Origin of the sequence: Streptomyces alkaliterrae (assembly GCF_007097205.2) — a bacterium.
In the GTDB taxonomy this organism is placed as follows: domain Bacteria; phylum Actinomycetota; class Actinomycetes; order Streptomycetales; family Streptomycetaceae; genus Streptomyces; species Streptomyces alkaliterrae.
Genome location: NZ_VJYK02000185.1, coordinates 1 through 11,155 on the forward strand (window position 1 = coordinate 1; position 11,155 = coordinate 11,155).

Annotated in this window: 12 protein-coding genes; 4 read left to right on the forward strand and 8 right to left on the reverse strand. The window is 74.1% G+C overall.

The annotated features are described in order from the left end of the window. Both FNX44_RS17315 and FNX44_RS17320 read right to left on the reverse strand, forming a co-directional pair. On the reverse strand, window positions 1-468 hold a 468-nt coding region (locus FNX44_RS17315), incomplete at its 3' end, for an RNHCP domain-containing protein (protein ID WP_143649176.1). Between the two features lie 17 nt (window positions 469-485). Next, complete coding sequence (locus tag FNX44_RS17320) at window positions 486-860, reverse strand: RNHCP domain-containing protein (protein WP_143649177.1); 375 nt, start codon at window positions 858-860, stop codon at window positions 486-488. A 324-nt stretch (window positions 861-1,184) separates the two neighbouring features. Between FNX44_RS17320 and FNX44_RS17325 the strand changes: the two genes are divergently transcribed. Then, complete coding sequence (locus tag FNX44_RS17325) at window positions 1,185-1,598, forward strand: cupin domain-containing protein (RefSeq protein WP_143649178.1); 414 nt, start codon at window positions 1,185-1,187, stop codon at window positions 1,596-1,598. Between the two features lie 11 nt (window positions 1,599-1,609). On the opposite strand, the gene FNX44_RS17330 is transcribed toward FNX44_RS17325, so the two are convergent. Continuing rightward, window positions 1,610-1,933 (reverse strand): winged helix-turn-helix transcriptional regulator, encoded by a 324-nt coding sequence (locus tag FNX44_RS17330; protein ID WP_143649179.1) that lies wholly within the window; start codon window positions 1,931-1,933, stop codon window positions 1,610-1,612. 137 nt (window positions 1,934-2,070) lie between these two features. Here FNX44_RS17330 and FNX44_RS17335 point away from each other — a divergent pair, with 137 nt between their 5' ends. Both FNX44_RS17335 and FNX44_RS17340 read left to right on the forward strand, forming a co-directional pair. Beyond that, window positions 2,071-2,976, forward strand: coding sequence for an NAD(P)-dependent oxidoreductase (locus FNX44_RS17335; protein ID WP_228449960.1), 906 nt, complete (start codon window positions 2,071-2,073; stop codon window positions 2,974-2,976). Between the two features lie 34 nt (window positions 2,977-3,010). After that, a complete protein-coding gene (locus tag FNX44_RS17340) occupies window positions 3,011-4,654 on the forward strand; it encodes an MFS transporter (RefSeq protein ID WP_143649180.1) in 1,644 nt (547 codons plus the stop codon). Window positions 4,655-4,729: 75 nt separating this feature from the next. On the opposite strand, the gene FNX44_RS17345 is transcribed toward FNX44_RS17340, so the two are convergent. The 3 genes from FNX44_RS17345 to FNX44_RS17355 all read right to left on the reverse strand — a co-directional run bounded on the left by FNX44_RS17345 (window position 4,730) and on the right by FNX44_RS17355 (window position 7,327). Then, window positions 4,730-5,131 (reverse strand): ankyrin repeat domain-containing protein, encoded by a 402-nt coding sequence (locus FNX44_RS17345; protein ID WP_143649181.1) that lies wholly within the window; start codon window positions 5,129-5,131, stop codon window positions 4,730-4,732. A 109-nt stretch (window positions 5,132-5,240) separates the two neighbouring features. After that, a complete protein-coding gene (locus FNX44_RS17350; RefSeq protein ID WP_143649182.1) occupies window positions 5,241-5,927 on the reverse strand; it encodes an HAD family hydrolase in 687 nt (228 codons plus the stop codon). 146 nt (window positions 5,928-6,073) lie between these two features. Continuing rightward, entirely contained in the window at window positions 6,074-7,327 is a 1,254-nt protein-coding gene (locus tag FNX44_RS17355; protein ID WP_228449961.1) for a GNAT family N-acetyltransferase, read from the reverse strand. 776 nt (window positions 7,328-8,103) lie between these two features. Between FNX44_RS17355 and FNX44_RS17360 the strand changes: the two genes are divergently transcribed. After that, window positions 8,104-9,462: a hypothetical protein gene (locus FNX44_RS17360; protein WP_143649185.1), complete on the forward strand. Its 1,359-nt coding sequence runs from the start codon at window positions 8,104-8,106 to the stop codon at window positions 9,460-9,462. A gap of 12 nt (window positions 9,463-9,474) precedes the next feature. On the opposite strand, the gene FNX44_RS17365 is transcribed toward FNX44_RS17360, so the two are convergent. Beyond that, window positions 9,475-10,473 carry an asparaginase gene (locus FNX44_RS17365; protein ID WP_143649186.1) on the reverse strand — a complete coding sequence of 333 codons (999 nt, stop codon included), beginning with the start codon at window positions 10,471-10,473 and terminating at the stop codon, window positions 9,475-9,477. A 52-nt stretch (window positions 10,474-10,525) separates the two neighbouring features. Beyond that, window positions 10,526-11,155: RsiG family protein (locus FNX44_RS17370; protein WP_438948034.1), on the reverse strand; the 630-nt coding region annotated here is incomplete at its 5' end.

Consider the following 11,155-nt stretch of genomic DNA (forward strand, 5'->3'; position numbering starts at 1 on the left):
ATATAGGCGTAGGGCCAGGCGGATGAGGGGGAGGGCGTTGTCGTCGCCGGCCACGCGGTTGGCTTTGAGTGTGCCGCAGGTGAGGCATTGGTGGACGAGCAGCCATTCGCCGTCGTCGCGGACGGACAGGCTGAGTGCGGTCATCCGGCCGCCGCACTTCTCGGCGCGGTCGCCGGGGACGCGCCCGTCGACGTGGCGGCTGGTGAGGCAGTGCGGGCAGTGGTTGCGGTGGGCTGTGCCGGGTGCGTCGACGGGCACGTCGAGGCGGCAGCCGACGCACCGGAAGGCGTCGCCGGACTCGCCGCGCGGGCCGTGCAGCACGTCCTTGCGGCGCTGCGGGCGGCGGTCACCCGAGCGGTCACTCGAGCGGTCACTCGAGCGGCGGCCGGTGCGGCGGGTCCCGCGGCCTCCCCCGCGGCGGGCCGCGGGGGAGTTGTTGTCGCGGGGGGCGGAGGTTCTGCGTGGCATGGTGGTCACCGCCCCTTTCACAGGTCGCCGAAGGCTTCGAGGGGGAACGGTGGTTGGGCCAGTGGGCGGACCGCCGTGCGCATCAGCACCAGTTGGTTGTCGTCGACGCACACGGGGCTGGAGGTCAGCTCGTGGCAGCGCACGCAGCGGTGGATGACCGCCCAACGGCCGTCGCGCGGGACGGCGATGGAGATCGGCGCCATGCGGGCGCCGCAGTCGGACGGCCCGCCGGCCGCCTGGTCGACGACGTGGCGCGAGTAGAGACAGCTGGGGCAGTGGTCGCGGCGTTCGCCGTCGGGGGAGAACGTCGTCACGGTGAGCCCGCAGCGGACGCAGCCGAAGGTGTCGGTGCGCAGCGACGGCGGGGTGTTGCTCTTGGTGTTGTCGGACACCCGGAGTACTCCTTGCTGGATTTCGGGAAGAGGAAGCAGCAGGAGCAGGCCGAGCGGGCCTCGGGGGCCTGGCCGTATCGCGTATCGGGTCGGGCCGTAGGCGTGGGGCGTGGTCGCGGTGGACGGTCGGTCAGCGGACGTGGGCGTCCGTGGCCGCGTCGCGGTGAGGCGCGCTCGGCGCGGGCCGGGTCATAAACACTTCTCTCCAGGGCCGGGCGGCCCGGTAGGGGAGCGCGGCGTGCAGCGGGCTCCGGGTCACGTCGCGAGCGACCGTAGCAACCGCCCGGGCCCGCGCTCCAGCGGTTTTCCGGCAGGATCGTCGACATGCAGAAGCAACCGGTTCAACTCGCGGACGCCTACGCCTCGTTCACCGAGCTCTGGAGTCCGCGCATCGTCGCCCAGGTCAACGACTACGACGTCCGGATCGCCAAGGTCGAGGGCGAGCACGTGTGGCACGCGCACGACCACACGGACGAGTTCTTCCTCGTCGTCGAGGGGGAGCTGGGTATCGAGCTTCGCGACGGGGAGCCGGACGCCGACGGCCGTCCGGCCGAGCGGGTGGTGACGTTGGAGCGCGGGGCGGTGTTCGTCGTGCCGCGCGGTGTCGAGCACCGGCCGGTCTCGCCGGGCGGGGCGTCGCTGCTGCTCTTCGAGCCGACGGGGACGCTGACGGTCGGGGACCGGCACGAGGAGGTGCCCGACCACGTGGACGCGACCACCGGGCACCGGCTCGGCTGAGGTGCCCGTGGTCAGCCGGTCGGGGCCATGCGGCGTCGGCCCCAGTCGCCGAGGGGGCCCAGGGCCTCGTTGAGGCGGTGGCCCTCCTCGGTCAGGCTGTACTCGACGACGCGCGGTGGTTCCTCGACGACCACCGCGCGTCGCACGATGCCGTCGCGTTCGAGTTCGCGCAGGTGCTGGGTGAGGACCTTCTCGGAGGCCCCGACCGTGCGCCGCAACTCGCCGAAGCGGCACGTGCCGTGTTCGTCGAGCGCCCACAGGATGAGCACCTTCCACTTGCCGCTGATGACGTGCATCGCGGCGTCGAGCCCGCACTGGTACCGCTGCTCGGCCATCTCCACCCCCGGTCGCTCCTGGTCGCGTCCAAGTGTCGCGCAGGAAGCGGACCTTCGGGTAACCACGCACCTTTCGGTAACCACGCACTTCGAAGTGCGTTCTTGATCGTCTTCGGGGCCTGGCGGAGGCTGGGGGCATGGAGATCGAAGCGGGGAGGACGGACATGAAGGACACCGAGGTGAGTGTGCTCGGGCTCGGGGCGATGGGGCGCGAACTGGCGCGGGCGCTGCTCGACGCGGGGCACCGGGTGACGGTGTGGAACAGGACGGCGGCCCGGGCGGAAGCACTGGCCGAGAGGGGGGCGGTGGTCGCCGGTTCGCCGGGCGAGGCGGTCGGCGCGAGTCCGTTGACGGTTGTCTGCCTGCTGGACGAGGACACCGTGCTGCAGGCGCTGGACGGTGTCGGGGCGGCGGGGCGGGCCGTCGTCAACCTGACCAACGGCACGCCGGAACAGGCCCGCCGGGTGGCCGAGTTGGTGCGCGGGCAGGGCGGCGACTACCTGGACGGCGGCATCATGGCGGTACCGCCGATGATCGGCGGTCCGCACGCCTTCCTCTACTACAGCGGAAGCGAACGCGTCTTCCGGGAGCACCGGCCGCTGCTCGACACGTTCGGCGCCGCCCATTACAAGGGCGAGGACCCGGGGGCGGCGGCGCTGTGGGACGTGGCGCTGCTCAGCGCGATGTACGGGATGTTCGGCGGGCTGCTGCACGCCTTCGCGCTGGCGCGCTCGGCGGGGATCGACGCCGGCGAGGTGGCGGGCGACGTCGGGGCGTGGCTGACCGCGATGGGCGAGGCCGGGCCGGAGTACGCGCGGCGGATCGACACGGGCGACCACACCACCGACGTCGTCTCCAACCTGGGGATGCAGGCCGCCGGCATCCGGAACGTGCTGGCCACCGCGGAGGAGCAGGGCGTCAGCACCGCGCTGCTCGGTCCGCTCGCGGACTTCATGCGGCTGCGGCTGGCCGGCGGCGACCACGCCGCCGAGGATCTGACCGGGCTTGTCCAACTCCTCGCTCCCGGCGCGGAAACGGTTTGACTTGAAGTTATGTTGAAGTCCTAGCGTGGCCGCCATGACTTCCGACATCAAGAACTCCGACACCGAATCCGTGCCACGGCGCGCGGACAGGCGGGCGTGGATCGGGCTGGCCGTGCTCGCCATGCCGACCCTGCTGATCTCCCTCGACATGACCGTGCTGCACCTCGCGGTGCCGCATCTGAGCGCCGACCTCTCACCGAGCAGCGCCCAACTGCTGTGGATCGTGGACATCTACGGCTTCCTGATCGCCGGCTCGCTGATCACCATGGGCACGCTCGGGGACCGCATCGGCCGCCGGAAGCTGCTGATGATCGGCGGTGCCGCCTTCGGCGCGGCGTCCGTGCTGGCGGCCTTCGCGAGCAGCCCCGGCCAGCTGATCGCCGCCCGCGCGGTGCTCGGACTCGCCGGGGCCACGCTGATGCCGTCCACGATGTCGCTGATCCGCAACATGTTCCACGACCCGAAGCAGCGGACAGTGGCCATCAGCGTGTGGTTGTCCAGCTTCATGCTGGGTGCGGGCGCCGGACCGCTCGTCGGCGGCGCGATGCTGGAGCACTTCTGGTGGGGCTCGGTGTTCCTGCTGAACGTGCCCGTGATGGTGGTGCTCCTGGCGGCCGGGCCGCTGCTGCTGCCGGAGTTCAAGGACCCGGCCCCGGGCCGGCTGGACGTGCTCAGCGCCGTGCTCTCGCTGGTGACGGTCCTCTCCTTCGTCTACGGCATCAAGAAGACGGCCGAGCACGGGCTCAGCCTGGTACCGGTGTTGGCGATGGTGGCCGGTCTGTCGGTCGGCGCGGTCTTCCTGCGGCGGCAGCGGCGTCAGAAGCAGCCGTTTGTCGACCTGGGCCTGTTCGCCAACCGTGGCTTCACGATCTCCCTCGCGGCGGTCGGACTGACGGTGTTCGCCAGCGGCGGCATGATGTTCTTCATCGGCCAGTACCTCCAGATGGTGCTCGGCCTGTCGCCGTTCCAGGCGGGCCTGTACGGGCTGCCGGCCGTGCTGGCCGGTCTGGTGACGGTCCTCGGGGCGCCGGCGATGCTGCGCCTGACGCGGCACGCGTACCTGATGGGTGCCGGGCTGTTGGTGTCGGTCGTCGGCGTGCTGATGCTGGCCCAGGTCGGCCCCGACTCCTCGGCGGTCGCCGTGATCGGCGCGCTGGTCGTGCTGCACCTGGGCTTCGGCCCCACGATGGCACTCGGCACCGACATGATCATCGCAGGCGCGCCGCCCGAGCGGGCCGGCACCGCGTCCGCGCTGTCGGAGACCGGCACCGAGATGGGCATGGCGCTGGGCATCGCGGTGATCGGCAGCGCCGGTACCGCCGTCTACCGCTCGCAGATGACGGACGGCCTGCCCGCCGGGGTGCCGGCCGAGGCGGCCGGTCCCGCGCTGGACACCATCGGAGGCGCGGCGGCCGTCGCCGAACGGCTCCCGGCCGAGGTGGGCGGCGCGCTGATGGACGCCGCGGGCAAGGCGTTCGTGAGCGGACTCCACCTGACCGCGTACACCAGCGCCGCGATGATCACGGTGGTCGCCGTTCTGGTGGCCGTGCTGCTGCGCAACGTGCGGCCGGGCGAGGGAGGCCACGGCGAGGGCGGCCACGGCGAGCCCGTCGCCGCGGCCCCGATGTCGGGTGCGCCGGACACCCCGGAGGGGGAGGTGGTCGGGGCGCGCGGGTGACGCCGTGAACCCCGCCGCCCGCGGCGCCCGCCGGAGTCCCGGGCGGACTGCCCGGGCCGGACCGCCCGGGGCGGACTACTGGGCGCCGAACAACTCCAGAAGCTCGTCCTTGCCGAACATCCGTGCCGTGTCGATCGCGCTCGGAGTCCCGGCGGCCGGATCCGCGCCCCCGTCGAGGAGGGCGCGGATCACTTCCTTCTCCCCCTTGAAGACCGCACCGGCCAGCGGCGTCTGGCCCCGGTCGTTGCTGCGGTCCGGGTCGGCGCCGCGCTCCAGCAGCGCCCGGACGGCGTCCGCGTGGCCGTGGTAGGCGGCGAGCATGACCAGCGAGTCGCCCCGGTCGTTGGTGAGGTTGGGCGGCACGCCGGCGTCCACGTAGGCGGAGACGGCGTCCCGGTCGCCCTGCCTGGCCAGCTCGAAGACCTTCGCGGCGAGCTTCAGTACCTCGGGGTCGTGCGCGGGCTCGTCTGCTGTCATCTGCGCTCCCATCGATCGTCGAGCCGCACCGGCTCGTGCTGCGTCGCGCCCACGGCCGCCGACGGCGGCCGTGAAGCCACTGTACGTAGCCGGGGGCCCGGTGGTGCGGTCAGCCGACGCGGGGCGCGTGCAGCGCGTCCACCAGCTCGAGCAGCGAGGGCACGACGTGCTCGGCGCCGGCGGCGGCGAGACGGGAGCCGCGCTGCTCGTCGCGCGCGTACGCCAGGAAGGTCACGCCCGCCGCACGGGCGGCGGCCAGCCCGCGTGCGGAGTCGCCGACGAACAGGGCGGCCTCCGGCGGCGAGCCGGTGGAGGTCAGGGCGCGGCGCAGTACGTCGGGGTCGGGCAGCGGAAGCGGGTGCGCGGCGTCCCGACCGTGCACGTTCCCCTCGAACAGTGTTTCCAATCCCCGGCCGCGAAGGTAGCGTTCGACGGCCTCCGGGGCGTGGTCGCTGACGATGGCCAGTCGGCGCCCGGTGGCGTGCAGGGTGCGGATCAGCTGGTCCGCGTACGGGGTCGGCCACGCCGTCGCGGCGGCGGCCAGCTCCTCGGCGGCGAGGAGGTCGCCGACACGCCGGGCGAGCCCTTCGTCGGACGGCCCGTCGAGCGCGGCACGCAGCACCGCCAGCGGATGGTCGGGTTCGACGTCGCCGGGCGGCGGCTGCCGCCCGCTGTCGGGGAGCAGCGCCCGAAGCCGGGCGGCGACGTCCTGCGCGGGGTGCCGCACGAACAGCCGGCACACCGGCCCGTCGAAGCCGAGGACCACACACTCTGCCGAATCCAGGAGATGACGCATACCGGCCGTCCAGGGAGCAGGGGGACAGGATCGCACCACTATCACCCGCCGGACCGCCCCCGTACAGAACCATGCGCCGCGGAACGCCCACGGGTCGTCGAGCCCGGTCCGCCCGGGCTCGACGGCGGCGGGCACCTGCGGCGGGGTCAGAACATGTCCTGGCACCAGGGGAGGCGGCGGGTGCCCAGGAGGAGGTCGGCGTGGTCGGCGGCGCCCGGGCGGTGTTCGTCGAGTCGGCCCAGTCGGAGGAGTCGGCTCGCCGCCTCCCCGCCCAGGCAGAGGGAGCCCAAGTCGGCCACGCTCAGCGTCAGATCGGCCGTCAGCGTCGTCGGTTCGCAGCGAGCGCCCTGCGCGGTGGCGTCCAGGGCGTAGCGGCCGCCGGCGAGCCCCGCGTCGTCGCGGACCTCCAGTACCAGGTTGCCGGCGGTCCGGTAGTCGCGGGCGGAGAGCAGCGCCGGTACGTCCAGCGGGCGCAGCCACAGCAGGTCGTGGTGGCGGGCGATCCGCGCGGCGCGCGGATCGGGCAGCAGCAGCGGCAGCACGTCGTCGGGGGCGCGTCGGTCCGCGGACACCGTCACCGTCCAGTCGACGGACAACAGGTAGCGCCACAGGGCCAGTTCGGCCTCGGCGGTGACGGCCGTCAGTTCGTCGACGCCGAGGGTGCCGGCGGGTACGGAGTTGCGCCACCGCTGGTCGTGCCGGTAGGAGGCGACGCCCTGGACGGTGCCGTCCCGGTCCCGGTACACGGCGTGGAAGAGGTCGCGCCGCTCGTCACCCGGCCAGCGCAGCCCGCCGGTGTGGGCGAGCCACCAGCGCGCCGAGCGGTCGATGGCGCCGGCACTGGTGGGCAGTGCGCGGAACCGTTCGTGCACCGCCGGGCCGACCGCCCGCAGCTCCTCGGGCGTGACCAGGTCGATCCGCCCGGTACCGGGCCCGGTGTCGGCTGCCCGGGCGGCGCGGTCGGTGCCGGCTCGGGTGAGGTCCACCTGGAAGTCGGTCGCGCGGGTGGCCGGGCCGAAGCCGTGGCGGCCGTAGATCGGGTACTCGGCGGCGATCAGCGAGGCGCAGACCTCGCCGCGTTCCTTCGCCGCCGCGAGCGCCCGCCGCATCATCGCGCTCATCAGACCGCGTCTGCGGTGGGTGGCGGTGACGGTCACCTGGGTGACCGCGCAGCACGGCACGTCACGGCCGCCGGGCAGGGTCAGCCGCTGGGCGAACGTGCGGAAGGTCGCCACGCAGCGGCCGTCGACGTACGCGCCCTGGGTGCGTTCCGGATCGATCGCACCCGCGCGTGCCCGCAGCTCCTCCTCGGAGACGGCCGACTGGAGGAACCCGGTGGCGACCGCGCGCAGCCAGTCGTGGACGTCCTCGGGGTCGTCGTCCGCGAGTGTGCGCGTCATTGGATCCGAAGTACCCATCTCACCAAGCGTATTGCCGGCGCCGGTGACGCGCTCGGCGTGACCGGCGGGGGCGGCGGGTAGGGTGAGCGCGTTCCAAATCGGGGGATCGGGGGACGTGTGCGGCCATGTCGAGCGCGAAACCGGGCCGTGGTGAAGCGCCCGAAAGGTGACGGCGCCGCTCCGGCCGGAAGGGCCGGAAGGGCCGGTGGGAGCGCGGGCTCCGGCGCCCGGCCCCGCTCTGTTTTCCCGCCCCTCCGGGTTCCGGGCGCCCCGTGGGATGCGGCCTCGGAACACCGGCTCTGAGCAGCATCTGAGCAGGAGAGGTGAGAGGCATGTCGCACCACCAGGCACCGCCGCCGTCCGGGGGCCAGCAGCCGCCGGACGGGCAGGGAGGAGCGGCGGGCGGCCCGCCGGGAGGTCCGTCGGGACATTCGCCGGGACATCCGCCGCGGGACCCGGGTCAGGCCCCCGGGTTCGGGCAGCCGCAGGGGTTCGGTCAGCCGGACGGCGGCTTCGGGCCGCCGCCCGGCGGCCGGCCGCCCGGCTACGGACCGGCGCCCGGGTACGGTCCCGGAGGCCAGCCGCCGTCGGGGCAGGCGCCTGTGCCGCCCGGCGCGCCGCAGGGGCCGCCGTACGGACCGCCGCCCGGGCCGCCCGGCGCGGGCTGGGGCCCTGGCGGGCCCGGCGGGCCGGGAGTGCCGCCCGGCCCCGGGACGCCCGGCGGCCCCGGCGGGCCGCCGCGCCCCGCACGGTCGTCCGGGGGCAAGGGGAAGATCGTGGTCGCCGTGGTGGCGGCCGTCGCCGTGCTGGGCGGCGGTGTCTTCGCCGGCGTGCAGCTGCTCGGCGGCAGGGACAAGGACGGCGACAACGCGTCCTCGGCCCGCCCTGGTGACTCACCGCCTCCCGGCGGGGCCGGGAGCGGCGGCGGCGAGGACGGCGCGGGCGACGCGGAGAAGGCGAAGGTGGACACCACCACCCGGCCGCGCGCGCTGACCGTGGACCAGCTCTGCGCGATGGTGCCGGAGAAGCTCCGCAAGGGCCTCGTTCCCGCCGACGCCCGGCACCGCAACACCGGCGGCCGCTCGCCGTGGCGCGGGACGGAGCAGACGAACCTCGAGTGCAGTTGGATCAAGTACCTCGGCGACGATCGTGGGCTGGCCGTCAAGGTGTGGGCGAGCGACCCGGACGAGGCGGCCGGCAAGAGTTCGCTGGACTTCGCGAAGGAGAAGTTCGCCGAGGACAGGAAGCGCCGTGAGGACGTCCTCGAACGCCACCGCAAGGGTGAGCTGAGCTCCGGTCTGAAGCGGGACATGAGCGAGCTGACCGAGCGGGGCGACGTGGGGGACGAGGCGTTCTTCCAGAGCTACGCGCTCTCCGGCAAGCGCTGGGGACATCTGGTGACACGTGCCAACCTCTGGTTCGTCACGGTCGAGTACCGAAGCGCGGACAGCGTGAAGAAGGACACCGGTGGCGCGCTGGAGGTGGCGCGCGTGGTCGCCGCCGAACTCGCCAAGGACAAGGGTGACAGCGGCGGCTCGGGGACGACCGCGAAGGAGGGCGCCTGCCGGTACGTCAGCGCGAAGAGCGTCGGCACGCTGGTGCGGAACCCGGGCACCCCGACGCCGGGCACCCACGGCGGCTCGGTGGCGCAGGAGAACTGCCGGTGGCCGGGCGGCCGCGCGGCACGCACGCCCGGCGGGCCCCGGGAGAAGCACCCGAGCGGCGGCCTGCGCATCCACACCGTCACCTACCCGACGGACGGCGAGTTCCAGTACGACCGGCGGCGCAAGGCGGCCGACCGCCGGGCCCTGAGAGACCCCGACTGCCAACCGCCGAAGAGCCTCTCGGGCGTCGGCAGGAAGGCGTTCGTCCAGCACTGCACGCACATCCGGGAGCTGCCGGGCGAGTTCGGGCAGGGCGGGACGGCCACCGTGACGGCGACCGTCCTCGTCGGTGACGACACCTACATCGAGGTCGAGTTCCGCGGCAACAACGCCGGCGGCGGCGTGCCGGGCGCGGCGGACTACCGGGAGCCGCACTACGACCCGGCCACCGGCGATCCGGCGCTGAAGGCGATCACGAAGGAGATCGCCGACAACTTCGCGAAGGCGAAGGCGGAGGCGAAGAAGGACTGACCCGCCGGTCGGTCAGAACGCGGCGCGTACCTCGCCGACGACCTGGCCACCGCCGTGCAGCGGAGCGGCGCCGACGCGGTCGAGCACCGGGTGCTCGGCCGCGTCCAGGCCGAGCAGCCGCAGCGCCCGCGCCAGCACCGGGCCGAGTGCCCGCGCGCCGCCGTCGTCCAGCTTGAGGGCGAGCGCCCGCCCGTCCGGCAGCGCCACGGCCTGCACGGCCTCGGCGCCCATCTTGGCGAGCACGCCGGGGATCTCCCGCATCAGCCAGGTGTCGTGCCGGCGGGTGCCGGCGACGTACTCGGGGTGGGCGCGCATGGCGTCGGCGACGCGCCGTTCGGCGCTGCCGGGCTCGGCGGTCACGAAGTGGCGGAACATCCGGGCGAGGCCGGTCAGCGAGATCGCCATCAGCGGGGCGCCGCAGCCGTCGACGCCGGTGTGGGCGACGGGCTCGCCGGCGGCCTTCGCGAGGGTGTCGGCGACGAGCCGCTGGTAGGGGTGGTCCGCGTCGAGGTAGTCCGTGTGCGACCAGCCGTTCGCCGCGCAGGCGGCGAGCATGGCGGCGTGCTTGCCCGAGCAGTTCATGGTGAGCCGGGCGGGCCGGTTGCCGGCGGCGAGGTAGTTGTCGGCCTCCTCGCGGTCCAGCGGCAGGTCGGGCGGGCAGCCCAGGTCCGCCTCGACGAATCCGTGCTCCTTCAGCATCTCGCCGGCCAGTGCCCGATGGAACGTTTCGCCGGAGTGGCTGGCCGCCGCCAGCGCCAGCCGCTCACCGGACAGGTCGAGGCCGGCCCGCAGCACCGCGGCCGCCTGCGCCGGCTTGTTCGCCGACCGGGGGAAGACGGGGGAGACGACGTCGCCCAGCGTCCGCCCGACCGTGCCGTCGGGGTTCAGCAGCACCAGCGCGCCCCGGTGCCGGCCCTCGGTGAACCCGGAGCGCACCACCTCGGCGAGTACCGGGTTGGGGGCGTCGCCGGCCGGGGCGGCGGGCGCGGCGGGAGTGGTCGGCGAGGACATCGGCGGCCTTACCTCGTGGTCTTCCGGGACGCCCGCCGCCGGAGAGGATCACTCAGGCCAGCAGGTCGTCGACTTGTGCTTCCCCCTCACGGTACCTGCGGGCGATCTCGGCGCCGCAGTCGTCCGCCGTGCGCTGGAGGGACTGCCGCTGCCCCGACACCCGCCGCTCGTAGTCCGCCAGCCGCTCCAGCGCGCCGCGCAGCTCGGCGTCGGTGCGGGCGGTGAGGTCCGACAGCTCGACCTCGGAGAGCATCGTCTCGGCGAGCTGCCGGTAGTGCTCGCGCAGCGGCGGACCGGTGGTGACGTGCCGTGCGGAGGCGCGGCGGCCGGTCGGGGTGTCGGCGAGGATCTCCGGCAGCCGGTCGACGAGGACGGCTTCGTCCGGCCGTGCGCGGCGGTTCAGCTCGGCGCGCAGGATGTCGATGCGGCCCTGGAGCAGCCGCCGCACATAGCTGAGGTCGGCCTCCTCCTGGAGCGCCGAGCGGCGCAGGTCCCGCAGGGCGGCCAGCCGCAACCCGCCCAGGTCCGGTGTCTCGATGGCGGTCAGCAGGGAGCTGGTGGTGGCCCCGGCGGGCGCGGCGGAGGGCGCGCCGCCGACGCCGCCCGCGGTGTCCTGCGCGGTGTCCTGCGCGGGGTCGTGACCGGGAAGCGGTTCGCCACCGCGACCACCGCCCGCCCCGCC